This is a genomic window from Streptomyces sp. GL_148 (assembly GCF_057834205.1).
This window is the reverse complement of record NZ_CM174396.1, coordinates 4,054,875-4,079,148: the sequence shown is the minus strand read 5'-3', so window position 1 is coordinate 4,079,148 and position 24,274 is coordinate 4,054,875. Positions and strand designations below refer to the sequence as shown.

General features: G+C 73.3%; 23 protein-coding genes and 1 pseudogene. 10 read left to right on the top strand and 14 right to left on the bottom strand.

Annotation, left to right across the window (positions count from 1 at the left end):
• Positions 1-254: 254 nt before the first annotated feature.
• Complete coding sequence (locus AC3IYI_RS18675; RefSeq protein ID WP_243339576.1) at positions 255-440, top strand: hypothetical protein; 186 nt, start codon at positions 255-257, stop codon at positions 438-440.
• 93 nt (positions 441-533) lie between these two features.
• The gene (locus tag AC3IYI_RS18670; protein ID WP_489411258.1) at positions 534-1,361 is read left to right on the top strand and encodes a glycosyltransferase family 87 protein; all 828 of its coding nucleotides are present in this window, start codon (positions 534-536) and stop codon (positions 1,359-1,361) included.
• Here the strand turns inward: AC3IYI_RS18670 and AC3IYI_RS18665 are convergent.
• From AC3IYI_RS18665 to AC3IYI_RS18655, 3 genes are all read right to left on the bottom strand, one after another.
• Positions 1,263-1,544, bottom strand: coding sequence for a type II toxin-antitoxin system RelE family toxin (locus AC3IYI_RS18665; RefSeq protein WP_489411257.1), 282 nt, complete (start codon positions 1,542-1,544; stop codon positions 1,263-1,265). The two genes, AC3IYI_RS18670 and AC3IYI_RS18665, sit on opposite strands and share 99 nt — an antisense overlap.
• Before the next feature lie 32 nt (positions 1,545-1,576).
• Positions 1,577-3,220 (bottom strand): DNA repair helicase XPB, encoded by a 1,644-nt coding sequence (locus AC3IYI_RS18660; protein WP_489363400.1) that lies wholly within the window; start codon positions 3,218-3,220, stop codon positions 1,577-1,579.
• 196 nt (positions 3,221-3,416) lie between these two features.
• On the bottom strand, positions 3,417-4,025 hold the full coding sequence (locus tag AC3IYI_RS18655) for a TetR/AcrR family transcriptional regulator (RefSeq protein ID WP_489411256.1): 609 nt from the start codon (positions 4,023-4,025) through the stop codon (positions 3,417-3,419).
• 84 nt (positions 4,026-4,109) lie between these two features.
• On the opposite strand from AC3IYI_RS18655, the gene AC3IYI_RS18650 reads away from it, so the two are divergent.
• The gene (locus AC3IYI_RS18650) at positions 4,110-4,694 is read left to right on the top strand and encodes a peroxiredoxin-like family protein (protein ID WP_489411255.1); all 585 of its coding nucleotides are present in this window, start codon (positions 4,110-4,112) and stop codon (positions 4,692-4,694) included.
• A 9-nt stretch (positions 4,695-4,703) separates the two neighbouring features.
• Complete coding sequence (locus AC3IYI_RS18645) at positions 4,704-5,201, top strand: GNAT family N-acetyltransferase (RefSeq protein WP_489411254.1); 498 nt, start codon at positions 4,704-4,706, stop codon at positions 5,199-5,201.
• Positions 5,202-5,266: 65 nt separating this feature from the next.
• Here AC3IYI_RS18645 and AC3IYI_RS18640 read toward each other — a convergent pair whose 3' ends face one another.
• The 3 genes and pseudogenes from AC3IYI_RS18640 to AC3IYI_RS18630 form a co-directional block, all read right to left on the bottom strand.
• Positions 5,267-6,553, bottom strand: a complete 1,287-nt coding sequence (locus AC3IYI_RS18640) for a hypothetical protein (RefSeq protein WP_489411253.1) — start codon at positions 6,551-6,553, stop codon at positions 5,267-5,269.
• Positions 6,554-6,871: 318 nt separating this feature from the next.
• Positions 6,872-7,506, bottom strand: a pseudogene (locus tag AC3IYI_RS18635) (DUF4291 domain-containing protein).
• An 84-nt stretch (positions 7,507-7,590) separates the two neighbouring features.
• Positions 7,591-10,086 carry a helicase-associated domain-containing protein gene (locus AC3IYI_RS18630; RefSeq protein WP_489411252.1) on the bottom strand — a complete coding sequence of 832 codons (2,496 nt, stop codon included), beginning with the start codon at positions 10,084-10,086 and terminating at the stop codon, positions 7,591-7,593.
• Between the two features lie 86 nt (positions 10,087-10,172).
• Here AC3IYI_RS18630 and AC3IYI_RS18625 point away from each other — a divergent pair, with 86 nt between their 5' ends.
• A complete protein-coding gene (locus AC3IYI_RS18625) occupies positions 10,173-11,153 on the top strand; it encodes a hypothetical protein (RefSeq protein WP_489411251.1) in 981 nt (326 codons plus the stop codon).
• Between the two features lie 501 nt (positions 11,154-11,654).
• Positions 11,655-12,284: an HAD family hydrolase gene (locus AC3IYI_RS18620; RefSeq protein ID WP_489411250.1), complete on the top strand. Its 630-nt coding sequence runs from the start codon at positions 11,655-11,657 to the stop codon at positions 12,282-12,284.
• A 24-nt stretch (positions 12,285-12,308) separates the two neighbouring features.
• Here the strand turns inward: AC3IYI_RS18620 and AC3IYI_RS18615 are convergent, their stop codons facing one another.
• Positions 12,309-12,575, bottom strand: a complete 267-nt coding sequence (locus AC3IYI_RS18615) for a hypothetical protein (RefSeq protein ID WP_489411249.1) — start codon at positions 12,573-12,575, stop codon at positions 12,309-12,311.
• A 219-nt stretch (positions 12,576-12,794) separates the two neighbouring features.
• Here AC3IYI_RS18615 and AC3IYI_RS18610 point away from each other — a divergent pair, with 219 nt between their 5' ends.
• Complete coding sequence (locus AC3IYI_RS18610) at positions 12,795-13,178, top strand: cold-shock protein (protein ID WP_308401526.1); 384 nt, start codon at positions 12,795-12,797, stop codon at positions 13,176-13,178.
• A 56-nt stretch (positions 13,179-13,234) separates the two neighbouring features.
• Here the strand turns inward: AC3IYI_RS18610 and AC3IYI_RS18605 are convergent, their stop codons facing one another.
• The 4 genes from AC3IYI_RS18605 to AC3IYI_RS18590 form a co-directional block, all read right to left on the bottom strand.
• Positions 13,235-14,131 carry a 1,4-dihydroxy-6-naphtoate synthase gene (locus AC3IYI_RS18605; protein WP_489411248.1) on the bottom strand — a complete coding sequence of 299 codons (897 nt, stop codon included), beginning with the start codon at positions 14,129-14,131 and terminating at the stop codon, positions 13,235-13,237.
• Entirely contained in the window at positions 14,128-14,886 is a 759-nt protein-coding gene (locus AC3IYI_RS18600; protein ID WP_489411247.1) for a futalosine hydrolase, read from the bottom strand. The genes AC3IYI_RS18605 and AC3IYI_RS18600 overlap by 4 nt, the downstream gene beginning before the upstream one ends.
• A 13-nt stretch (positions 14,887-14,899) precedes the next feature.
• Positions 14,900-15,385: a DUF2771 domain-containing protein gene (locus AC3IYI_RS18595; RefSeq protein WP_478690857.1), complete on the bottom strand. Its 486-nt coding sequence runs from the start codon at positions 15,383-15,385 to the stop codon at positions 14,900-14,902.
• 255 nt (positions 15,386-15,640) lie between these two features.
• Positions 15,641-17,023, bottom strand: coding sequence for an MFS transporter (locus tag AC3IYI_RS18590; RefSeq protein ID WP_489411246.1), 1,383 nt, complete (start codon positions 17,021-17,023; stop codon positions 15,641-15,643).
• 337 nt (positions 17,024-17,360) lie between these two features.
• Here AC3IYI_RS18590 and AC3IYI_RS18585 point away from each other — a divergent pair, with 337 nt between their 5' ends.
• Complete coding sequence (locus tag AC3IYI_RS18585; RefSeq protein WP_489411245.1) at positions 17,361-18,269, top strand: DUF3027 domain-containing protein; 909 nt, start codon at positions 17,361-17,363, stop codon at positions 18,267-18,269.
• A 94-nt stretch (positions 18,270-18,363) separates the two neighbouring features.
• Here the strand turns inward: AC3IYI_RS18585 and AC3IYI_RS18580 are convergent, their stop codons facing one another.
• The 3 genes from AC3IYI_RS18580 to AC3IYI_RS18570 are packed head-to-tail and all read right to left on the bottom strand — an operon-like array spanning position 18,364 to position 21,547.
• Positions 18,364-19,638, bottom strand: coding sequence for an acyltransferase family protein (locus AC3IYI_RS18580; protein WP_489411244.1), 1,275 nt, complete (start codon positions 19,636-19,638; stop codon positions 18,364-18,366).
• 2 nt (positions 19,639-19,640) lie between these two features.
• Complete coding sequence (locus AC3IYI_RS18575) at positions 19,641-20,594, bottom strand: NAD-dependent epimerase/dehydratase family protein (RefSeq protein ID WP_489411243.1); 954 nt, start codon at positions 20,592-20,594, stop codon at positions 19,641-19,643.
• Between the two features lie 56 nt (positions 20,595-20,650).
• Positions 20,651-21,547 carry a glycosyltransferase family 2 protein gene (locus AC3IYI_RS18570; protein WP_489411242.1) on the bottom strand — a complete coding sequence of 299 codons (897 nt, stop codon included), beginning with the start codon at positions 21,545-21,547 and terminating at the stop codon, positions 20,651-20,653.
• Positions 21,548-21,786: 239 nt separating this feature from the next.
• Between AC3IYI_RS18570 and rfbB the strand changes: the two genes are divergently transcribed.
• A complete protein-coding gene (rfbB, locus tag AC3IYI_RS18565; RefSeq protein WP_489411241.1) occupies positions 21,787-22,764 on the top strand; it encodes a dTDP-glucose 4,6-dehydratase in 978 nt (325 codons plus the stop codon).
• Positions 22,761-24,197, top strand: a complete 1,437-nt coding sequence (locus tag AC3IYI_RS18560) for a lipopolysaccharide biosynthesis protein (RefSeq protein WP_489411240.1) — start codon at positions 22,761-22,763, stop codon at positions 24,195-24,197. Before rfbB ends, AC3IYI_RS18560 begins: the two co-directional genes overlap by 4 nt.
• The last annotated feature ends 77 nt before the right edge of the window (positions 24,198-24,274 follow it).

The following is a 24,274-nucleotide window of genomic DNA, read 5'->3' as shown; positions in this document are numbered from 1 at the left end:
GGTGACGCGGCGGGAGGCGGCAAGAGCGGAGATTCTAGCCATCGCGAAGGCGCTGCGCGAATGGATAAAGGAATGGATAAAGGGGGGGCGAAAGTCCTTCGGGGTGGTGACCCCGTACGGGGGGTGTTCGGTCCGTGTCCTCCTTCGGACAGAGCCCGTAGGGGGAGGCATGGGCCGAGAGGAGGAGGCCGGAGACCTGGAGGTTCAGCCCTCAGGGCGATGTGACAACCCGGTCGAAAACCGACCATGGATACATGAGCACCGCAACCTACACCCCGGTCCAGGGTCGCCGCCCTCGCGGCGCCACCGCCACTTCCGATTCCCGCCCCCGCCACAGCGTCGGCAGCGTCCTGCGCGCGGCCAAGGTCTTCGCGGCGACCGCCGTGAGCGTGGTCGTCCTCGGTGAATACTCCGAGGACGCGGGCGTCATACGCCACTGAGGCGCGGCGCCGCATGCTCTGTGCTGCCGTACTCGCGCGTCGGCCGGAGGCCTCCGCTCGGGTCCCGGGGCGTTGATCCACTAGGGTCGCGCCGTGAACCGGAGTTCCGAGCCCAGCCGCCCTGCGTCGCCCCGCGCCGGAGTGCTGCTCGCGGGCCCGCTGCTCGTGCTCGGCGTGCTCTGCGTCGCCCTGCGCATCCCGGTGGCCGATGCCCTCGCCCCCGGCCTCTCCGCCGCCGAGTGGAGTCCGCCCGCCGCGTATCCGCCCTTCGCGGCCATCCTCTTCGCCCCGGCCGCCTGGCTGCCGACCGGCGTACTGAAAGCCGTCCTGGTGGGGGGCAGCGCGGGCCTGTTCGCCCTGCTGATCCTGCTGTCGTGCCGGCTGGCGGGACTGCGGGCCCGGCCGGGCGCCGTGCTGGCCGCCACCGTCGCCGGGCTGTGGCTGGAGCCGCTGTTCCAGACCCCGCTGTCCGGCCAGATCGCCCTGGCCCTGGCCTGCCCCGTCCTGTGGGACCTGCACCGGCCGCGCGGCGCGCTCGGCAAGGGCTTCGCGCTGGGCACGGCCGCCGGGATCACCCTGACCCCGGCGCTGCTGATCCCGTACCTCCTGCTGACCGGCCAGGTCAGAGCCGGGCTGACCGCCCTCGGCGCCTTCGCCGGCAGCGGCCTGCTCGGGCTGCTGGTCCTCCCGGGCGCCTCCGCCGAGTTCTGGTCCCGACACCCGGCTGCGGGCGGCCGCTCGCTCCTGCTGGACTGGCCCCACCTGTGGGTCTGGACCGTCCCGCTGCTCACGGCCCTGCTCGCCGCCGCCCTGCGCCGCCGGTCACCCCTCGGGCAGCAGGATGTCCGCGTCGTCGAAGACCCGCAGCACCACGAGCAGCAGCCGCCCGCGCGACACCATGTACTCGGCCACGATCTGTGAGGTGAGCCGGATCTCGCGGTCCTGCTCGCCCGCTCCTATCGGCCGGGACAGCTCCGTGTACGGATCGCGGGCCAGGATTTCGAGCGCCTTGTCGAAGGAGGCGCGGCGCACGGGTTCCAGCCGGTCCCGATCGCGGCCCGCGGACTCCGTGAAGAGGACCTCGTACATCTCCTGGTGCGTCATACGACCAGCGTAGTGCTCGGCCGCCCCGTCCGTCAGTCCCCGGCCAGCAGCTCGTCGGCGTCCATGATCCGGTAGGCGTAGCCCTGTTCGGCCAGGAAGCGCTGGCGGTGCGCGGCGAAGTCCTGGTCGATGGTGTCGCGCGCGACGACCGAGTAGAAGCGCGCCTCGTGGCCGTCCGCCTTCGGGCGCAGGACACGGCCCAGGCGCTGTGCCTCCTCCTGGCGGGAGCCGAAGGTGCCGGACACCTGGATGGCGACCGTGGCCTCGGGCAGGTCGATGGAGAAGTTCGCGACCTTCGAGACGACCAGCACGCTGATCTCGCCCTCGCGGAAGGCGTTGAAGAGCTTCTCGCGCTGCGCGTTGGAGGTCTCGCCCTTGATGACGGGCGCGTCGAGGTGCTCGCCGAGCTCGTCGAGCTGGTCGATGTACTGCCCGATGACCAGCGTCTGCTCGCCCGCGTGCTTGGCGACCAGCGCCTCGGTGACCTTCCGCTTGGTGGCGGTGGTCGCGCAGAAGCGGTACTTCTCCTCCGTCTCGGCGGTCGCGTAGGCGAGGCGCTCCGACTCGGTCAGGTTGACCCGGACCTCGACGCAGTCGGCCGGCGCGATGTAGCCCTGCGCCTCGATCTCCTTCCACGGGGCGTCGAACCGCTTGGGCCCGATCAGCGAGAACACGTCCGACTCGCGGCCGTCCTCGCGCACCAGCGTCGCCGTCAGGCCGAGCCGCCGCCGTGCCTGCAGGTCCGCGGTGAACTTGAAGACCGGAGCCGGCAGCAGGTGCACCTCGTCGTAGAGGATCAGTCCCCAGTCCCGGGAGTCGAAGAGCTCCAGGTGCGGGTAGATGCCCTTCCGCTTCGTCGTCAGGACCTGGTACGTGGCGATCGTGACCGGCCGGATCTCCTTGCGCGTACCGGAGTACTCGCCGATCTCCTCCTCCGTCAGCGAGGTCCGCTTGATCAGTTCGTGCTTCCACTGGCGGGCCGAGACGGTGTTCGTGACCAGGATCAGCGTGGTCGCCTTGGCCTTCGCCATCGCACCGGCGCCGACCAGCGTCTTGCCGGCGCCGCAGGGCAGCACGACCACGCCGGAGCCGCCGTGCCAGAAGCCCTCGACGGCCTGCTGCTGGTAGGGGCGCAGCGCCCAGCCGGTCTCGTCGAGCTCGATCGGGTGCGCTTCGCCGTCCACGTACCCGGCGAGGTCCTCGGCGGGCCAGCCCAGCTTGAGCAGGGTCTGCTTGATCTGCCCGCGCTCGGAGGGGTGCACGGCCACGGTGTCGGCGTCGAGGCGCGCGCCGACCAGCGGGGCGACCCGCTTCGACCGCAGGATCTCCTCCAGCACCGGCCGGTCGGTGCTGGTCAGGACCAGCCCGTGGACGGGGTGCTTGGAGAGGGTGAGCCGGCCGTACCGGGCCATGGTCTCGGCGACGTCGACGAGCAGCGCGTGCGGGACGGGGTAGCGGGAGAACTCCACGAGCGCGTCCACGACCTGCTCGGCGTCGTGCCCGGCGGCCCGCGCGTTCCACAGCCCGAGCGGCGTGATCCGGTACGTGTGGATGTGCTCGGGAGCACGCTCCAGCTCGGCGAAGGGCGCGATGGCGCGCCGCGCGGCCGCGGAGAGCTCGTGGTCGATCTCGAGGAGGAGCGTTTTGTCGCTCTGGACGATGAGGGGCCCGTTCACGCGCGTGTCCCTTTCCTGCGGGGGAGGGCCACCCGGACGCGGGCGGCCAAACCTCCAGTCTGCCGCATCGCTCCGCGGGCTGGGCGGTTCTGAGCTGTACGGAGCCCCGTCGGTCGGTGCGGCGCCGTTGCCGGGGCTCCGCCCCGGACCCCGCGCCTCAAGCTCCCCCAGCTACCGCTGGGTGATCAGCGGCGGATCATGCCAGGCCGCGCAGGAGCAGCTTCAGGCCGCCCTCGAACTCCCGGTCCGGGGTGACCGTGCGGGCGTCGCGGGCGGTGGCCGTCATGTACGGGAACTCCTGCGGGGGGAGCCCGGCGATGGCGGCGGTTCCGGGGCCGGCCAGCGGCCCGAGGTGTTCCAGCTGCATGGCGCCGATCACGTACGCAATGAGGGCGCGCAGGGCGAGCACCCGCTCCTCGGCCTCGATGCCGGCCTCGGTGAGGACTCCGAGCACCGTCTCCGACCAGCGCAGCCCGCCGGCCGAACGGTGGCGGTGCGTCAGGGAGAGCGGGAGCGCGGCCGGGTGGGCGCCCATGGTGTCGCGCAGGCGGCGGGCCAGGACGGTGATCCGGCCCGGCCAGGGGCCCGGGGGCGGCGGGGTGGTGTCGACACCGCTGAGGACGAGTTCGACGACGAGTGCTTCGAGTTCCTCGCGGCCCGGGACGTAGCGGTACAGGGCCATGGGGCTGATGCCGAGCTCGGTGGCGACGGCGCGCATGGAGAGGCCGGGGAGCCCGTCGCGGTCGATGACGGCGAGGGCGGCGGCGGCCAGTTGGTCCGGGGTGTGCGAGCGGGGGCGCGGCATGAGGGTTGACAGCGTACGGCATACGCCTACGCTGGAGAGGCAGGCGTACGGCATACGCCTACGCCTGTCGAGGGAGGGTTTCCCATGCTCGAACCCGGTTCCGTGGTACCCGTACGCCTGCTCACGCCCGTCTCGTCCGCAGGGGCCGTCTCCGTGCCCGACCCGGAGCGGCTCGTCCATCTGCAGTTCCGGCGCTTCGCCGGCTGCCCCGTCTGCCACCTCCACCTGCGGTCCGTCGTCCGGCGCCACCCGGAGATCGAGGCCGCCGGGATCCGCGAGGTCGTGCTCTTCCACTCCTCCGCGGAGGAACTGCGCCCGCACGTCGCCGACTTCCCCTTCGCCGTGATCGCCGACCCGCAGCAGCGGCTGTACCGGGAGTTCGGCGTCGAGTCCTCCCCGCGCTCCCTGCTGGACCCGCGCGCCTGGGGGCCGGTGCTGTGGGGGATCGCCCGCTCGGCCGCCGAGGTGGCGCGGGGCCGGGAGCGGCTTCCCGCACGGCGGCAGCCGAACGGGCGGCTCGGGCTGCCCGCCGACCTGCTGATCGGGCCGGACGGGAGGGTGCTGGCCGCCAAGTACGGGGAGCACGTCTACGACCAGTGGTCCGTCGACGAGCTGCTCCGGCTGGCGGCCGCCCGAAATCCCGTGGGCGCCGGGGGAGCGCCTGCGTAGGGTCGCCGGATGAGCAGCGATCAGCAGAGTGGCGATCAGCAGACGTTCGTCCCCCCGGCCGAGGTGTTCGAGGTGCCCGTCCGGCTCGTCGGGGAGGGATTCCGGCTGGAGCCCCTCGGGCCCGAGCACAACGAGGGCGACCTCGCCGCCTGGAGCGGGAGCATCGCGCACGTGCGGGCGACCCCGGGCTTCGTGGGGAACTGGCCGCCGGAGGAGGGGATGAGCCCCGAGGCGAACCTCGCCGACCTGGTGCGCCACGCACGGGACTTCGCCGAGCGGCGGGGATTCACGTACAGCGTGCTGGAGGGGGAGCGGGACGGGGAGGGCGAGGTCATCGGGTGCCTCTACATCTACCCCGCGAAGGCGGACCCGGAGCGCGTCCACGTCAGTTCCTGGGTGCGCGGGGACCGGGCCGCGTTCGACAAGGCGGTGTACGAGACCGTCGTGCGCTGGCTCGCCGAGGTCTGGCCGTTCGATGCGGAGCGCATCGAGTACGCGGCGAGGTGAGCGAAGCCGAAGGGGCCCGGCCCGCGCGTTGCGTGGGCCGGGCCCCTTCGGGGTGGTGGCACGGCCTAGCCGCGGACGGTGCGCCGGCGGTGGGCGAACCAGGCGGCTGCGCCGCCGAGGCCGATGAGGACGGCGGCCAGGCCGGAGTACAGGGCGGTGTTGGAGTCCGAGCCGGTGTGCGCGAGGGAGCCGGTCGGGGCGGGGGTGTTCCCCGTGGCCGGGGTCGTCGTGGCCGCCGGAGCGGTGGTCGCGGAACCGGTCGGGGCCGGGGTGGTGGGCGCGGGCTTCGTCGGAGCCGGGGTGGTGGGCGCGGGGGAGGTCGGCGGGGTGCTGGTCTTCGGGCCGAGCGCGAACTGCTGGTCGGCGGAGAGGAAGGGGTAGGTGTTGCCCTCGGCCAGGCCGACGGAGGCGGTCACCTTGGCCGGGGTGAGCTTCTTGAGCTGTGCCTTCGGGCCGAGCCCCAGCCGCAGGCGCACGATGTGGTCGCCGGAGGCGGCGCCGAAGCCCTTGGCGATGACCGGCAGGTTGAAGTTGCCGCTCTCGCCCTTCAGGTCCTTCCAGGTGCCGTCGACCTTCACGCTGGCCCGGAGGTCGGCTGCGGCCAGATCGGCCATGGCCACCTCGATCCGGGTGCCGAGCCCGGAGGAGAAGGCGCCGTCACCGGTGACCCGGTAGCGCAGGTCCATCTCCCGGCAGTCGGGGGACCCGCCGTCCGCGCAGGGGGCCGCCTTGCCGAACGAGGTCTCCAGCACACCGGGCTTGCCCGCCGGGCTGGTCTTGAAGGTGAGGGAGCCCATGCCGCCGTCCGCGATCTCGTTCTGGATGGCCGCCGCCCGCAGGGTGAAGTCGCCGTTGACGGTCGGGTAGCTCTTGCCGAGGCCGATGGTGACCTTCCAGACCAGCTTGCCGCCGGCCGGGATCTCGAAGCCCTGCGCGGAGTTCGTGCCCGCCGGGTAGAAGAGGCCCTGCCACCCGGTGTCCTGCTGCCCGATCGAGAAGGAGGTCGCCGGGGCGCTCACCGGTTCGACCTTGTAGATCACGTCGGCCTGCTGGAGCGGGCTGGCGCCGGTGGCGTCGAGGACCATCCACGGGTGGTAGGAGGAGGACTTGTCCGTCGTGTTGGTCACCGTCAGGTCGAAGGTCTCCGTCGCCCCGCCCCGGGTCAGCGGTCCGCTCGGGACCGGCGCGCTCATCGCGGTCTTCAGCGCCTTCGGGTTGCCCTCATCGGCGGAGGCCGACAGCGGCGTCAGGAAGGTGCCGGCGACGGCGGCGGCGACCACGGCGGCCGAGCCGGTGCGCAGGGTGGCGGAGCGGAGGGTGGCGGAGCGGAAGACGGCGGAGCGAGCGGACATGGCGGATTCCCCCCAGGAATCGTCAAGAACACATGGCAGTGGCGGCCGAGAGGCCGAGAGGCAGTGCAGAGGCAGTGCAGAGGCAGTGCAGAGGTGAGGCAGAGGTGAGGCAGAGGTGAGGCAGAGAAAGAGAGGCCGCGCGAGGTGGCCGGCTACTGAAGGCCGGTCCGATGGTGCTTGGTTCTCGCCGGCGGTCCGGTTGCTTCCCCCCGGTCGCTCCTGCGATGAGCTGATCCTCACACAGATCACATCCCCAATCCGTCGCCGGAATGTCACCGCCGCGCAACAGGCAAAAAAGCTCTCGCAGCCTGTTTCCCGCTACGCGCCCAGGTGCTCCAGCGGCCCCGCCGGATAGGGCGTTTCCACCGGCAGCAGGGCCCGCGCCGCCTCCTCCTCGCCCGCGCGGAGCAGGCCGTGGACCTCCCGGGCCAGCGGGGTGGCATCGCGGATGGAGACCGTCCACTCGTCGGCGTAGGCCCGCGATGCCGGTCCGGACAGGCCCAGTTGGAGCGAGCGGTACGGCAGCGGGTTCAGGTGCGGTCCCGCTCCGGGTCCCACTGGACGCGGGCCGGGGAGGTGCGCAGCGCCCGGCTCCAGGCCTCGCGGTCGGCGTGCACGCCGGGGACGTAGTGCGACAGGCAGGCCTCGCGCAGCGCCCGGTCGAAGCCCGCGCGGGTGATCTCGACGGCCAGGACCGTCTCCTGGCCGGCCTTGGCGGCCCAGCCGCAGCGGTACATCATCCACAGGAACGAGGGCTTGACCCAGGTCATCCGTTCCCGCTTCCAGGCGGGCGGGAAGCGGCCCTCGCGGGCGGCCGGCACCCCGATCCGCGGGTCGTACGCCTGGTACACGGTGAGGGTGTCGGCGGTGTGCGAGGCGCGGATCTGATGGCGGGGGGCCTGGGCGGCGGGGCTGGCAGGGCCGGTGGGGCCGGTGGGGGTTGCGTCGGACATGGCTCCAGGGTGCGGGCCAACGCCCCGCCCGGGCCAGGGGATTTCCCTCCGGGCGCCCTTGGCGGCATCCTCCGGCGCCCCCGACTACACCTGGTCCTCCGCCAGTTCCGCGACCCCCGTGATCCGGTGCAGCGCGAAGGTCCGTACCTCGTCCGCCGTGTGGTCGTAGCCGGTGACGAAGCCGCCCTCCACCCGCACCGGGGCGATGACCCGCTGGCTCGCCGCGCCGTCGGCGTTGACGTAGCCGATCCACACCGCGGACCCGGTGAGCGCCGCCGCCTGCACGGTCGCCAGGGTCTCCGCCGCGCTCGTGCGCGGGAGTTCGCCCGGGGCGGCGGAGCCGGCCGCTCCGGACCCGGAAGCGCCCGACGGCTCCTTGCGGACCGCCGTCGCCGCCATGTCGCCCGCGCGGATCGCCCGTACGGCCGCCCCCAGCAGCGTCGAGTCCGGGACCGGCGGCCCGTCCGGGACCGGTACGGGCCGTGCGCGGGCCGGGGTGCGGTGGGCATCGGCGCGGGAGACCAGGACGTCGCCCGTACGGGATTCCGCGGCCGGCGCGTACCCCATGGCCCGCAACCCGTCGAGCAACGCGGTCGGTTCGGCCTGCGCGGCCAGTACGGTCGGGGCGAGGCGGCGCAGCCCGAGGCCGGCGGACCGCTTGTCGGCGAGGATCTCGTTCAGCATGCCGTCGTCGTCGCAGCGCACGTACGAGGAGGCCGCGCCGACCCGGAGGTGTCCGTGCCGCCGGGCCACGTCGTCGATGAGGTACGACAGCGGCTGCGGCACCGGGGTCCGGCTGTGCTCGGTGAGGAAGGACTGCAGGTCGACGGCGGTGTGGCCGGCGTCCAGGGCGCGGCGCACCGACCCGGGCGTGAAGCGGTACACGGTGGCCCCGCCCTTGGACTCGACCTCCGCCAGCACGGCCAGCACCTCGGCGAGCGCCCGCCGCAGCGGCCCCGGGGCCACCGCCGTCAGGTCGGCCTGGAGCAGTACGTGGTCCACGGGCTCGGGAAGCAGCGGCGCGAGCAGCGGCGCCGGGTCGCGGCCCTCCAGCAGGGCCCGGCCGGGCGCGGCGAGGGCGCCCCGGCCGGTGACTCCGAGGACCTCCGCCTCGGTCAGCGTCCAGCGTGCGAGGCGGGAGCGCAGTTCGCTCGTACCGCGCACCGGCCGCTCCCACGCGAGGCGGGCGAGGACCACGGCCGGGTCGGGGGAGCCGCCCTCGGGGAGGTCGGCGAGGAGGCTCAGGATGCGGCGGCGCACGTCGGGGGCGGCGGAACGGTCCAGTTCCGCGCCGAGCGCCGACAGGGTGCGGCCCTTCGCGTCCTGTTCGCCGACGAGGCCCGGGGTCCGGGTGGAGGTCAGCCAGGCCGCCGCCAGCACCGACCAGCGCTCGGCGGGCGGGAGTTCGAGCCACACGTCGAAGGCGGGGGTCGGGGCGTACCGCTCGTCGGCCTCGCCGTCGCTGGCCAGCAGGCCCGCCGCGTAGGACAGTTCGATCCAGAACGCCGCCGACGGCTCGTCGGTGTCCAGGGTGGCCGCCGCCCGCTTCAGGTCGCGTACGGAGAGCCCGCCCGCCCGGAGCACGGGCGGACCGGCGTGCTCCCAGGACTTCACCAGCTCCTCGACCGTCGACAGCGCGGCCAGTGCCTGGCCGGCCGCGTTCGCGTCCACAAGCTGTGGACGGTGCTCGCGGTGTACGGGAACCTCCGGGGGCAGCGGCTCCGTCGCCCGGTGCGCGAGCCCGCCGCGCAGGTACAGCGCCACCTCGCGCGGCAGCAGCACCGTGCGCGCCGTGGCCGGCAGCAGCAGGCCGCGGTCGCGCAGCCAGCGCACCGGAGGCGTCGGATGGGGCGTCACTTCCCCGTAGGGCGGGCCCCAGACGAGCCGGCCCAGCACCTGGTGGGCCTCCGCCGGAGCCTCGTCGAGCAGCGCCGACATCCGCTCCGGGTCGGTGAACAGGGCCGTCAGCGCGGTCACCGCCGACACCGGGTCGTGCGTCGCGGGCAGCCCGACGGCCGCCACGATCTCCTGGATCCGGGTCGGCGACATGCCCGCGGTGGCCTCGGCGACGGTCGGGCCGAGCCCGGTGGGGGAGGGCCGGGTGGGGGAGGGGGCGAGCAGCTCGCGGGCGGTGCGCACCAGGCGCAGCCGCTCGTCGTCACCCCATACGAGGGCCTGCTCGCGCAGGGTCGTCAGGGCCCGGGGGAGTTCGGCGCGGGCCCCGTTGTCGACGCCGGAGGTGGTGCCGGTGTCGCCGCTGAGCAGGGACTCCAGTACCGCGTACGGGCAGGGCTCGGGGCCTACCGCGAGGGCCTCGGCGGTCTGCAGGGCGAACCGGTCCAGGCGGTCCAGCGCGCGTACCACCGAAGCCCGCGTCCCGGCCCGCGTGGCGAGCTGCGTCACGTCCCCGGGGACCGGGCTCAGCAGGTCCGGCCGGGCGCGCAGCAGGGCGCCGAGCCCGTCGTCGTCACGGGCGCGCAGCGCTTCGGCGAGGGAGCGCGGAGCGCTTCCCGCGGTGCTCGGGTCAGGCACGGGCGTCGCCTCCTGGTCGCGTCGGCCGGTCAGTCGGCCGGTCCCCATCCGGTCAACGGTATCCGCTGCGCCCCCGGCCGCTCCACGGGCGCACGCGCTACCTTCGCTGGAGGTGGCACGGGAGGAGCCGGGGCGTGGAGATCGAGAGCGACCATCTGGTCTACGAATATCTGAGCCGGGTCGGGGACTTGGCGCAGCGCAGGCACCTGTCGTCGGGGGACCGGATGCGGCTGGTGGCGGGGCTGCGGGACGAGATCGACCGGCGGCGGGCCAAGTACGAACCGGAGACTCCGGCGGCGGTACGGCGCATCCTGGAGCGGATCGGCACGCCGGAGGAGGTCCTGGACACGTTGTCGGCGTCGGGCGCGGATGGCTCCGCCGCCGTTTCGTCTGCTCCCTCCGCGTCCGCTGCGTCCGCTGCGCCCTCCGCGCCCTCCGCACCTTCGGTACCGGTGCAGCGAGGGGCCGCGCCGCCGCATCTCGCGGGGCTCGACGAACTGGGCGCGGGCGAGAAGCTGGAGCCCGACTGGTGGACGGTCGGGCCGGCGTCGGCGGTGGAGGGCTTCGCGGGCGGCATCGAGATCCCGGAGCTCCTGAAGGGCCCGCGCCCGGGCCCGCGCCCGGAGCGCGAGCCGGACTCGCAGCCGGGGGATCCCGCCGGAGCCCCGGCGGGCGGGCAGCCGACCCTCATGGGGTTCCTGCGCGAACGCCGCCGCCGGGCCAAGGCGGAAGCCGCGGCGGCCGCCGCCGCGCCGGTGGCTGCGGCGGTGGCTGCGCCGAGGCGGAAGCCGTACGCCTTCCTGGTGCTCGCGGCGGTGGCCCTGCTCGCGGGGGCCGTCTCCGGCTACTGGCTGCTGCTCGCCGCGGGCTGGCTGCTCGCGTACGCCTCGCGCGTGCTCGGTGCCGCGGAGCGGAAGTGGGTGGTCTTCGGGCTGCCCGGGGTGGTCTTCGCGGGGGCGGTGGTGTGGCTGTGGGGCCGGCTGGACGGCCGCTGGGGCGATGCTCTGGCGGACGAGGCCCTGAGCGGTACCTTCCAGGGCCTGCTGCCCTGGCTGGCGCGTGCGGCGGCGGTGTCCTCGGCGCTCTACCTTCTCTGGCGCTCGCGCCGCCGCTGAGCCCCTCCGGGGTCGGTCGACTCGTGCGGCGCCGTTGCCGGGGACCGGTCCCCGGACCCCTGCGCCTCAAACGCCGGCGGGGCTGGATTTTGGCTGGCGTCGGCCTGTACGTGGCCGTGGGGCGTTGGCTGCGGGTGGGCCGGTGCCGGGGGCGGGGTGGGGTGTCGGCCTGGACTGCATGATTTAGGCGCCCCCTGCTCGCCTTCGACAGGGCGCGGGGTGTACCTGCGCCACAAATCACGCTTTACGTCCAGGCCAACACCCCACCCCGCCCCCGTCCCCGACCCCCGAAGCTCCGACCCCGGGCGGGCGAACTTCCGACCCCGGGCGGGCGAGCTTCCCACCCCGGCCGGCCCGGGCTTCCGGCCCCTGCCGCGGGAGCCGCGGGAGCGGGGGGAGCCGCAGGGGCGGGGGCTGACATGTCGCTAAATTTCATTGTCTGGTAAGGCGGGGCTCGGTCTGCGTTCCCGTCCGCAGTGCCCGGCTCGGCACAATGGAGGCATGAGCCCCGAGACGCAGCTGACCGTCGGATTCGACCTCGATATGACCCTCATCGACTCCCGGCCGGGCATCAAGGCGGCCTTCGAGGCGCTTTCGGCCGAGACGGGCACGTTCATCGACACCGAGCAGACCACTTCCCGCCTCGGTCCGCCGCTGGAGCAGGAGCTCGCGTACTGGTTCCCGGAGGCGGAGATCCCCGCCATGGCCGACCGCTACCGGGAGATCTATCCCACACATGCCATCGAGCCGAGTCCGGCGATGCCCGGCGCCCGCGAGGCGGTCGAAGCGGTCCGGGCCCTCGGCGGCCGCGCGATCGTCGTCACCGCCAAGCACGAGCCCAACGCCCGCCTGCACCTGGACCACCTGGGCATCAAGCCCGACGCGGTCATCGGCTGGCTGTGGGCGGAGGCCAAGGCGGTCGCCCTGCGCGAGTACGCGGCCCAGGTCTACGTCGGCGACCACGTCGGCGACGTCCGCGGCGCCCGCACGGCCGGCGCGGTGTCGGTGACGGTCCCGACCGGCCCGTGCCCGGAGTCGGAACTGCGGGCGGCGGGCGCGGACGTGGTCCTGACCGACCTCACGGAGCTGCCGGCCTGGCTCGCGGAGTACGAGCGCACCCGTACCGCGTAAAAGCCGGCCCCGGCCGTACCGGCCCTACGCCTGTGAGGCGCGGGCCGCGGTGCGCTGCGCGGCGGCCGAGCGCAGGACGCCCGCCGCGGAGATCGCGAAGCCGACGCCCATGAGCATGCACACGGCCCACGCGTACGACGGGAACGGGTCCATGTCGAGGAAGAGCGGGGCCATCGTGGCGAGCGTGGCCACGGCGCCGACGATGAAGACGATGCCGCCGGCCTTGACGAGCGCGTCGCCGGGGCGGGCGGTGTCGTCGGCGGCGTGGTCGGGCTGAGGAGTAGGGGTCACCCGGCCAGGGTAATTCCCCGGCCGTCCGAGAGCGTCTGGGGCAGCGGGAGAAGGAGCGCGATCGATACCGGCCAGTGCCACTGGCCGGTATGGGTGGAGCGGCTTGACGAGGGGTAGATAGACGGAGAGGCTTCGGGCAATGGCAGGCAAGAGCAAGCGCTGGATAGCCTGACCTGCGGGAACAGTGGTTTGGCTGACTGGTGGAATGGGGTGCTCGCTTTGCCTACCGGCAAGGTCAAATGGTTCAACAGTGAGAAGGGCTTCGGCTTCCTCTCCCGCGACGACGGCGGCGACGTCTTCGTCCACTCGTCGGTGCTCCCCGACGGGCTGGACGCGCTCAAGCCCGGCCAGCGCGTCGAGTTCGGTGTTGTGGCGGGGCAGCGGGGTGACCAGGCACTTTCGGTGATCGTCCTGGATCCGGCACCGTCCGTCGCGGCCGCGCAGCGGCGCAAGCCGGACGAGCTCGCCTCCATCGTGCAGGACCTCACGACCCTGCTGGAGAACGTCACGCAGCAACTGGAGCGAGGCCGCTACCCCGACAAGGCGCACGGCGGGACGATCGCCGGCATGCTGCGCGCGGTGGCCGACCAGCTCGACGTCTGAGACGTGCGCACGACCGTGCCCCGCCGCCCGTGAGGGTGGCGGGGCACCTCTCTGTCCTACGGGAACGCCAGCGCGTCTGCTGCGATGGCCGGAACCAGCCCCTCCGCGGCCGCCCTGGTCAGCAGCCCGCGCACGGCCGCGTAGCCGGCTTCGCCGAGGTCGGCGGTGAACTCGTTGACGTACAGCCCGATGTGCTGGTCGGCGACGGCCGGATCCAGCTCCTGCGCGTGTGCCCGTACGTAGGGCCGGGACGCCTCGGGGTCGGCCCAGGCCATCCGGACCGACGTACGGGCCGACTCGGCGAGCGCGCGCAGCGTGTCCGTGCCCAGGGAGCGCTTGGCGATGATGGCGCCGAGCGGGATCGGCAGGCCGGTCGTGGACTCCCAGTGCTCGCCCATGTCGGCCAGGCAGTGCAGTCCGTAGTCCCGGTAGGTGAACCGGGCCTCGTGGATGACCAGTCCGGCGTCCACGCGGCCGTCGCGCACGGCGGGCATGATCTCGTGGAAGGGGAGGACGACCACCTTGCCGACGCCCCCGGGCAGTACGTCGGCGGCCCACAGCCGGAACAGCAGGTAGGCGGTGGAGCGTTCGCTCGGGACCGCGACCGTCTTGCCGGTCAGGTCCAGGCCCGGCTCCCGGGTCGGACCGCGGTCCTTTACCAGCACGAGCGGTCCGCAACCCCGGCCCAGCGCGCCGCCGCAGGGCAGCAGCGCGTACTCCTCCAGGACCCACGGCAGGACGGCGTAGGACACCTTCAACACGTCGAACTCACAGTCCTCGCCGCGCTCGGCCAGGCCGTTGGTGATGTCGATGTCGGCGAAGGTGACGTCGAGGGCGGGCGCGCCGGGGACCCGGCCGTGGGCCCAGGCGTCGAAGACGAAGGTGTCGTTCGGGCAGGGCGAGTACGCGATCCGCACGGGCTGCTCGGGCGGTACGGCGGCTGCGTCGTTCATGAGGGTCCTCCCCAGGAAGCGAGTACGGGTACCAGCGCCCGGAAGCCGTCGGCCAGCGCGGCCAGCGCCTCGCCGATCCGCCAGGCGTCGCGGTCCCGGGGGCCCACGGCGTTGGAGACGGCACGGACCTCCAGCACGGGCAGCCCGTGGGCGGCGGCGGCCTCGGCGACCCCGAAGCCCTCCATGGCCTCGGCCCCGGCGAGCGGGTGCCGGGCGGCGAGGGCGGTCGTACGGGCGGCGGTGCCGGTGACGGTGGAGACGGTCAGGACGGGCGCGAGCAGCGCCCCGGTCGCCTCGGCGGCGCGCGCGGCGAGCTCTGCGGGAGGCAGGTGCACGCTGCGGCCGAAGCCGAGTTCCACGACGGTGAGGAACCCCTGCGGGGTCTCGGCGCCCAGGTCGGCGGCGACGATCGCGTCGGCGACGACGAGGGAGCCGATCGGGGCGGCGGGCGCGAACCCGCCGCCGATGCCGGCGCAGACGACGAGGCCGTAGCCGTCGGGGTCGGGCGCGAGCGCCAGGGCGGTCGCGGTACCGGCGGCCGCGGCGGCCGGTCCGACCCCGGCGACCAGCACGTCGAAGGCTCCCCGGCGGTGGATGAGGTAACCGCCGGGGAGGGTGCGCGGCTCGGGGCTGCGGTCGTGGACGGGGACGTGGTCCGGGCCGGGGGTGTGGTCCGGATGAGGGACCGGACCGGACAGGCCTCGGACGACGGAGTCGGCCTCCGCCGTCACCGCGGTCACGATGAGCGCGCGCATGGTGGGTACGTGACTACTTGAGCTTGACGTTGAAGGCCCAGACGGCGAGGGGCTTGCCGTCCTCGGAGACCTGGACGATGTTCAGCTTCTTGGAGGCCGGTGCCTCGCCCTGGCCGCCGGTGGCGAACAGGTCGGCGCCGGGGAAGCTGCGGTAGGTGTTGGAGGAGGGCTCGGTGATCGGCTGCCCGTCGAGGACCGCCTGCCACTTCTTGCCGTCCTCGACGACGTCCGGCTCGACACCCAGGCGCAGCGTGTCGCCACGGCCGTAGTCGATGTTCTTGGCGTGCTTCAGGTCGCCGAAGCACTCCTGGACCTTCTCGGCCGTGAGTTCCTTGCCGTCGCTGCAGGCGGCTTCGGTGGACACCGACGAGGTGCCGACCGTCACGGTCGCCAGCGGCGTCGGCTTGTCACAGGCGGAGAGGAGGAGGAGGCCGGCGGAAACGGCTCCGAGGGCCGCGACGCTGCGGCGGGCCCTACCCGAGAAAAGCGGTGCGGTCATGAGCCGAAGGCTATCGGGCCCGTACGCTGCGCTGCTGCACGGGGTCCTCCGGTGCGGCGTGCTGCGCAGGCGGGACCCCCGCATCGGTGCGGCGCCGTTGCGCTAGCGCCCCCGGCTGCGCCGGGCCTTCCGGGGCTCCGCCCCGGACCCCGCGCCTCAAACGCCGGCGAGGCTGGATTCGGCTGCGCCCGGCACTCGCGGCAAACGCCGGCGGGGCTGGATTTGGCTGACGCCGGCCTGCACGCGCAGCCCCGGCTACGCCACCCGCGGTCGCGGGGACGTCGGGTGCTGGTGCCGCGGGGACGTGAGGAAGCCGCGCAGGGCCATCGTCGTGCCCAGGGCCACCACCGTCGCGGCGACCCACATGCCGAGGACCCCGTTCAGGGGGAGGGCGATGCCGATCGCGCCGCCCAGGACCCAGGCCACCTGGAGCAGGGTCTCCGAGCGGGCGAAGGCCGACGTACGGACCGCCTCGGGCACGTCGCGCTGGATCATCGCGTCCAGCGAGAGCTTCGCGAGGGCCTGGCAGAAGCCGGCCGTCGCGCCCAGGACGGCCATGAACACCCCGCTGAAGAAGACCGCCGCGAGGACGGCCACCGCGAGGGTCAGGGACAGCACGGCGGCGATGATCGCCTCGGGCGCGCGGGCCCGGAGCCAGGCCCCGACGGCGGTCCCGCAGGCGTTGCCGACGCCCGCCGAGACGCCGACGATGCCCAGCGACACCGCCGCGCTCTGCCCGGCGAGCGGCTGCTCGCGCAGCAGGAACGCCAGGAAGAAGATCAGGAACCCGGACAGCCCGCGCATCGACGCGTTCGCCAGCAGCCCGCACAGCACCGGGCGGCTGACCGTCCGCAGTCCCGGCCGCTTCGAGTGCGCCTCGTGGGTGGAGAGCCGGGCCCGGCGTTCGCCCTTCGCCTCGTCGACCTTGTGCGGCAGCGTGAACGCCGCGAAGGTGCCCCAGATGAAGATCGCGCACGCCCCGTAGAGCGGCCACGGCGGGCCGATCGTGTGCAGGGCGGCGCCCACGGGCGCGGCGGCGCCGGTGGCCAGCAGGCCGGCCAGGGTCACCCGGGAGTTCGCCTTGACCAGGGAGAACCCCGGTGGGAGGAGTCGGGGGACGACCGCGCTGCGCACCACCCCGTAGGCCTTGGAGGCGACGAGGACCCCGAGGGCGGCCGGGTACAGCTCCAGGCCGCCCGTGGCCACCGCGCCCGACATCATCACGGCCAGCAGGGCCCGGGTGAGCATCGCCCCGGCCATCGCCGCCCGCCGCCCGTGCGGCAGCCGGTCCAGCAGGGGGCCGATGACCGGGGCCAGCAGGGCGAAGGGGGCCATCGTGATGGCGAGGTACAGGGCCACCCGGCCGCGTGCCTCGTCCGTGGGGACGGAGAAGAAGACGGTGGAGGCGAGCGCGACTGTGATCATCACGTCACCGGCACCGTTGATCGCGTGCAGCTCGATCAGTTTGCCGAGGCCCGATTCGCCCGCCCCGTGCGCGTGGGTGGCCCGCCGGATCCCGCGCGCCGTACCGGTGAACGGCAGGTGCAGGGCACGCCCGATGGCCCGGCCGGCCCGCCTGGCCGGTCCCGAGCCGTCATCGGACGACCGTACGGGTGCCACGTGGCCATAGTGCCCCACTCGGCCCCCCGGGACCCTTCCCGGCGCGTCGCGGGGACCCGGCCGCGCCCCGGGTTGGCCGTGGGTGTCCGCGAATCGGACCTTGCATGTGGGACGAAGGCGCCGGAGGAGGTAGCGTGCGTAGCGCGCCACCGGCGGTTGCTCCTGGCTGCGCGCCTCTTCGCGATCCCGCAGAATGGATCGCAGGTAGGTGCGCCCTGGAACCCGATCGGGCGCGGACGTCGACGCGGCCCCCTGGTCCGCTCCGCCCGCGCTACGTAGGGACAGCCGACGGGTCGTTGTGGACGACAAGTACGGACGGCGCACTCGTGAGACGGCGTAGGAGAGAACGAGACCTGTGAGTGCTGCGACGACGCGAAGCCGTACCCCCGACCGCCTGTGCGTCGAGGCGGTAGCCCTCGCCCGGGCGGCGGCCGAAGAGGCCGCCTACCCCGGAGTGGTGGGCGAGCACACCGCCGCCGTTGCGGAAGGTGACAGGGTCGTCACGCACTTCTTCGAGTGCAAGGACCCCGGCTACCGCGGCTGGCGCTGGGCCGTGACGGTGACGCGTGCGTCCCGTGCGAAGAACGTCACCCTCGACGAAACGGTGCTGCTGCCGGGCGACGACGCCCTGCTGGCCCCCGAGTGGGTGCCGTGGAGCGAGCGGCTGCGCCCCGGCGACATGGGCCCCGGGGACCTGCTCCCGACCGACGCCGAGGACCTGCGCCTGGAGCCGGGCTGGTCGGGCGAGGACGCCCCGCCGCCGAACTCGGTGGTGTCCGCCGAGATGGCCGAGCTGGTCGAGGCGGAGGACGCCGACGTCACCGACCGCGCGGTGGTGCCCGTACGCGGCTCCATCACCTCGGTGGCGGAAGAACTGGGCATGCGCAGGGCGCGCGTGCTCTCCCGCTACGGGCTGCACAGCGCGGCCGACCGCTGGGACGAGTCCTTCGGCGCGAAGACCCCGATGGCGCAGGCGGCCCCGGCCTCGTGCGTCTCCTGTGGCTTCCTCGTCGCCATCGGCGGCTCGCTGGGCCAGGCCTTCGGGATCTGCGCGAACGAGTTCAGCCCGGCCGACGGCCGTCTGGTCTCCCTGTCCTACGGCTGCGGCGGCCACTCGGAGGCCGCGGTCATGCCGGCGCCGCCGCGACCGGCGCCGCCCGTCCTGGACTCGATGGCCTCGGACGAGTTCCACCTCCGCCCGTCCCCCGAATCCGGCTCGGTCCCCATCACGGACGCCCTGGCCGCGGACCTCGGCCACTCCTGACCACGAACGGCGGCGGCCGGGCCCGGTCGGGCCCGGCCGCCGCCGTTGTGGTTCTCCGTCTCCGTCTCCGTCTCCGTCTGCGTCTGCGTCTGCGTCAGCCGGTGGTGGTGGCCGCCGGGGCCGGCTCAGGCTCCGGTTCGCCGACGGTGGGCGGCGCGGGCCGAGGCTGCCGCTGCGCCGTAGCCGTCCCGCGCTGCCGGATCCTGCGGACGAACCACGGCGTCCAGTCCTTCAGCTTCATGGCCGGCGACTCGATCAGGTGCCAGGACAGCGCCGCCAGCAGCACCGTGCCGGCCATGGCCAGCAGCAGGAAGACCGGCTTGCCGTACGTGGCGTAGCCCAGCAGGGCGAGCGCCTGCTCCACCGTGAAGCCGTAGATGTAGATCCCGTACGAGTAGTCCCGCCTGCGCCCGATCGTCTGGAACGGCCGCGGCAGCCGGATCGCGAGCCACAGCAGCAGGTAGGCGAACGCGGGGTAGCCGAAGACGAAGACCCCGCCGTAGAGCAGCGTGCCGAGAAGCACCGCGGCGCAGACCAGCGCCAGGGCGTCGTGGACCGGCACCCGGTCGCGGTACAGCTGGAACGTGGCGCCGATCAGGAACACGAAGCACAGGTGGATCAGGAAGTGCACCGACATGGAGCCCAGGAGCGGCACCTGCACCGCGGCCTTCATGTCACCGGGGATGCCGCGCAGGGACGGGGCGGTGACCCAGTCCCGCAGGATGAGGAGGCCGAGCACGGCCGCCGACAGCGGGACGAGCCTGCGGGCCCGCCTGAGCGCACCCGAGGCGGCCAGCACGCCGACCATCAGGTAGCAGAAGATCTCGTACTTGAGCGACCACAGGGCGCCGTTGACGCCGGGGTCGAAGTTGGTTCCGCGGGCCTTGCCCTCGCTCAGCACACCGGAGATGTCCCAGTGGGTGCTGACCGAGGTGTTCCACATGCCCTGGAGGTAACTGACCGGGCCCTGGGGGTGGTTCCAGTACCCGTCCAGCGAGCCGTGGAGGTGGGAGTACAGCAGGGGGAGGACGACCAGCGCGGAGACGAGCAGCGAGCCCCACAGGCCGGGCAGGATGCGCAGGGCGCGGTGCCAGGCGTAGCGGCCGGGGGTGCTGCGGGCGCCACTGCCCGTGATCATGAATCCCGACAGGACGAAGAAGCCGATGACGGCCATCTTGCCGACGTCGGTCTGCGCCCCGCTGTACCTCCACATCGGGTCGAGGGGGCCCCACCCGATCGGCCACACGTGTGAGAGCACCACCGACGAGGCGAGGACCAGGCGCAGTACGCCGAAGCTGTTGGCCCGCGGCGAGTACAGCTCACCGAGGGTTCCGCGCCGGCCGGGCAGGACGGGTGCGCTGCGAGACATGCTCAGACACCGACCGGGCAGACGGCGGCCCACAGCTCGGCGACGGCGTCGCGCAGGCTCCGGGTCGGCTTCCAGTCCAGCGCCCGTTCGGTGGCGGACATGTCGAGCTGGTGCCACTCGGTCTCCGGGCCGCTTCCGTCCGGGGCGGGAACCTCCACGATCCGCGTCGGTACGCGGCTCTCCTCGATCAGGAGCTCGACCACCTCACGGGCGGACGTCGCCCGGCCGAGCCCGAGGTTGAGGACCGGCGGGCAGCTGCGCGGCGGGACGAGGGCGGCGGCGATGGCCTCCGCCGCGTCCCCGAGGTGGAGGAACTCGCGCTGGGCGGTGAGGGGCATCAGCGACAGCTCGGCGCCGCCGGCGGCCCGGCCCGCGGCCAGCTTGCCCGCCATGACGCCGAGGAGGCTGTGTACGGGCTGGCCCGCTCCGACGACGTTGCCCAGGCGCAGTACGAGGGCGTCCAGGCCTTGGTCGCGTACGGCCTCGGTGATCAGCTCGGTGGCACGGAGCTTGAGCCGTCCGTAGACCGTCGAGGGGCGTGCGGGGGAGTCCTCGGTGTAGCTCGTGCCGACCGGGAAGAGGCCGTACTCGTGCACGGATCCGATGTGCACCAGCCGCGGCGGCTTCGCCATGCCCCCCAGCGTCTCCAGCAGGCGCTCGACCATGCCGAGGTTGGCCGGGACCATCTGTTCGTCGGTCAGGCCCCAGTCGCCGCCGGCCGCGTTGACGATGACGTCGACCCGGTGGGCCGTGAGGATCCCGGCGAGCTCGGCCGGCGGGTCGAGGGTGAGGTCGAAGGCGACGAACTCGCCCGGCAGCGTGACGGTCGGCTCCTTGCGGGCGACGGCGAGCAGGCCGTGGCCGCGCTCGTCGAGCGTGGCGCACAGGGCCCGGCCGATGAAGCCGGTGGCTCCGAGGACGGCCACACGGGGCAGGGGCTGGCTGGTGAGCGGCATGGGCGTGGGCTCCGGACGGGTCGGGAGGGGGAGTGGTGGCTGTGGGGGGCGTGCCGTCAGCGGTGATCAGCGCCGGCGACGTGCCGCAGCAGGGTGCGGGCGCCCTTGCTCTGCTTGTTCTTCAGCGCGCCGGGGACCATCGTCAGCGCGTGGATCCGGGAGGACAGGTGAAGCCGGGAGGCCTTGGCGGCCTTCGTCCAGCCCGCGGCGTCCAGGCGGTCGGCGACGTCCATGAAGAAGCGGTTCGCCTCTTCGAAACGGACGCCGGTGAAGGCCTGCCGGGAGGAGATGCTGACGGCGTGCCGGCGGTATTGGAAGCACAGGGTGTCCGACAGGAGCATCTGCTCGCCGGCCTGGAGCACGTCGATGACCAGGGCGAGGTCCTGCGTGACCTCCAGGTTGTCCCGGAAGCCGGCCGTGCGGACGGCCTCGGTGCGCCAGCAGATGGAGGGGAAGAACAGCCAGTTCCCGCGCAGCACGCTCGTGGCGAGCGCCTCGCCGCCCATCAGCACCTCACCCTTGAACGCGGGCTTGTACAGGCGGCGCTTGGACTGGTCGACGAGGCCCTCGGTGGGCTTGCCCGCGCCGTCGATGACCTCGACGCCCGGCTGGATCATGCCGATGCCGGGGTGCTTGGCGATCGCGGACCGGATGGTGGCCACGTACGCGGGCAGCATGATGTCATCGGTGCCCATCAGCACGAAGTGCTCTTCGCGGACCAGCCCCAGGCACGTGCGGTAGTTGCCGGTGACGCCGAGGTTCCGCTCGTTGCGCCGGTAGGAGACGCGCGGGTCGTCGAGCTCCGCGAACCAGCCGGGAACGGACGGCTCCTTGCCGTCGTCGACCACGGTGAGCCGCCAGTCGGGGTCGGTCTGCGCCAGCACGCTCCGCACCGCGGCCTGCATCAGGGCCACATCGCCGTAGTAGGGCAGCATGATGTCGAGAGTGGTCATCGGGGGTGCACCGGGTCCTTCGCAGGGGACGGGACGGGAGGTGTCCGGTGGCCAGTCGCTCAGTGACCGACGGCGGCCGGGCATTCCTCGTAATCGGGCAGGATGCCCGACCCACGCCTCTGTCAGAGGGCCGTAGCGGGACGGCTCAATGAACAGTCCGTGCCGTGCTGGAGCGGCGTCCGGCCCCCGTCAACGCGGGGGATTACCGCACCCGGACGGCCCAGTACAGTGACCGCACTATGCGTATTCTCGTGACCGGTGGCGCCGGTTTCATAGGCTCGCAGTTCGTACGCTCCCTCCTCTCGGCAGACCCTGCCGCCACGATCACGGTCTTCGACAAGCTGACCTATTCGGGCGTCGAGGAGAACCTCGCGCCCGTTGCGGGCCACCCCGGTTACGCCTTCGTCCGCGGTGACATCTGCGACGTCGACGCCGTCGACCAAGTCATGGCCGGCCACGACGCGGTGGTGCACTTCGCAGCCGAGTCCCACGTGGACCGTTCCATCGCCGGCGCGGGCCCCTTCGTGATGACCAACGTCGTGGGCACGCAGGTACTGCTGGACGCCGCCCGGAAGCACGGCGTCGGCCGCTTCGTCCACGTCTCCACCGACGAGGTCTACGGCTCGATCAGCGAGGGCTCCTGGACCGAGGAGTGGCCGCTCGCGCCGAACTCCCCGTACTCCTCGTCCAAGGCGGGCTCCGACCTGCTGGCGCTGGCCTACCACCGCACCCACGGCATGGACGTCGTGGTGACGCGCTGCTCCAACAACTACGGGCCGTACCAGTTCCCCGAGAAGGTCATCCCGCTCTTCACCACCAACCTGATCGACGGCAAGAAGGTCCCGCTCTACGGCACGGGCGGCAACATCCGTGACTGGCTGCACGTCTCGGACCACTGCCGCGGCATCGAGCTGGCCCTGCACAAGGGCCGCGCCGGCCACGTCTACAACATCGGCGGCGGCGTCGAGCTCACCAACAAGGAGCTCACCGGCCTGCTGCTGGACGCCGCCGGTGCCGACTGGGACATGGTCGAGACGGTCGAGGACCGCAAGGGCCACGACCTGCGCTACTCCCTCGACATCACCAAGATCAGCGAGGAGCTCGGCTACGCGCCGCAGGTCGGCTTCGAAGAGGGCCTGGCCTCGACGATCGACTGGTACCGCGAGAACCGCGCCTGGTGGGAGCCGCTCAAGGTCAAGGCCGCCCGGCAGCCGTGAGCGCACCGGACGCGGCGGTGAGCGCTCCGGATGCGGCCGGCAGCGCACCGGATGCGGCGCTGAGCGCTCCGGACGCTCCGGTGAGCCGGAAGCGGTCGCCGCTGGCGAGGATCGCGAGCACCCTGCCACCCGGCACCCTGCTGGTGATCAGCGGCACGGTCGTCCTGGGCGCGGCCTCGTACATCCACCTGATGGCGGCCGGCCACAGCCTCGACACCGACGCCATGGCCGCCCTCTCGGTGCTCTGGACGATCCTCATGTCGGTGGGCATCGGCCTCTTCTTCCCCGTGGAGCAGGAGCTCACCCGGATCGTCGCCGCGCACCGCGTCGCCGGCACGGGCGTCGGGGGCGTCCTGCGCCGGATCGCCGGGCTCACCCTCGGCATGCTCGTCCTGCTGGCGGCCGCTCTGGCCTGGACGGCCCCGCTCCTCGCCGACACGTTCTTCTACGGGCACACCGAGATGGTCGGCGCGCTCGGCCTGGCCTTCGCCGCGATGGCCATCGGCAACATCTGCCGCGGGGTGCTCGCAGGCCTCGGCCGGTTCGGCCCGTTCGGCCGGCAGCTGGGCATCGACGGCGTCCTGCGCATCGGCCTCGCCGTGGGCTTCGCCCTCGCCGGGGTCCGCTCCCCGCTGGCCTTCGCCCTGATCCTCACGGCCGCCCCGCTCGTCGCCGCCCTGGTCACCTCGGTACCCGTCTTCCGCGGGCTCGGCCGGGGGCCGTTCGACCGGTGGCCGGGGCTGCTCGGCGGCCTCGGCCCGCTCGTCGTCTCCACCCTGCTGTCCCAGGTCGTCGTCAACGCCGCCGTGGTCAGCACCAAGCTCCTCGCGCCCGAGGACGGCGCGCTCGTCGCGGGTCTGCTGAACGCGATCGTGCTGGCCCGGGTACCGCTCTTCGTCTTCGGCTCGCTCCAGGCCTCGCTGCTCTCCGGACTGGCCACCGCGGCGGCCGCCGGCGACCGCGCCGGCTTCTCCCGGCTGCTGGGGCGGACCTCCCTGGTCGTCACCGCGCTCGGCCTGGCCGGGGGCGTCCCGGCCACCCTGCTCGGCCCGTGGCTCATCGAGGTGCTCTTCAAGGCCGAGGCGGGCCTCGGCCACGCCGTGTTCTTCTGGATCTCCGCCGGCACGCTGTTCTACATGCTGGCCATGGTGCTGGGCCAGGCCCTCCTGGTCCTGCACGAGCACCGCCTGCAACTGCTCGGCTGGGCCGTGGCCACCCTGGTCCTGGCCGGCGCGACCCTGCTCCCCGGCGAGGTCTCCGTCCGCGTGTGCCTCGCCTACACCCTGGCCTCGCTCGCCGCGGTCATCGGCATGGCCGTGGCCCTGTGGCTGACCTTCCCGCGCCGGCCCCCGGCCACACCGGGAGCCCCACCCGGAGCCGCTGCCGGAGCCCCACCGGGAGCCCCACCGGGAGGACCTCGCCCGGTTGGGTGACCTGGGGTGTGGGCGCCCGCCCGGCAGAATGCCGCCTCGACGAGGGCCGCGCCCGGGGATAGACCCGTACGCTCGGT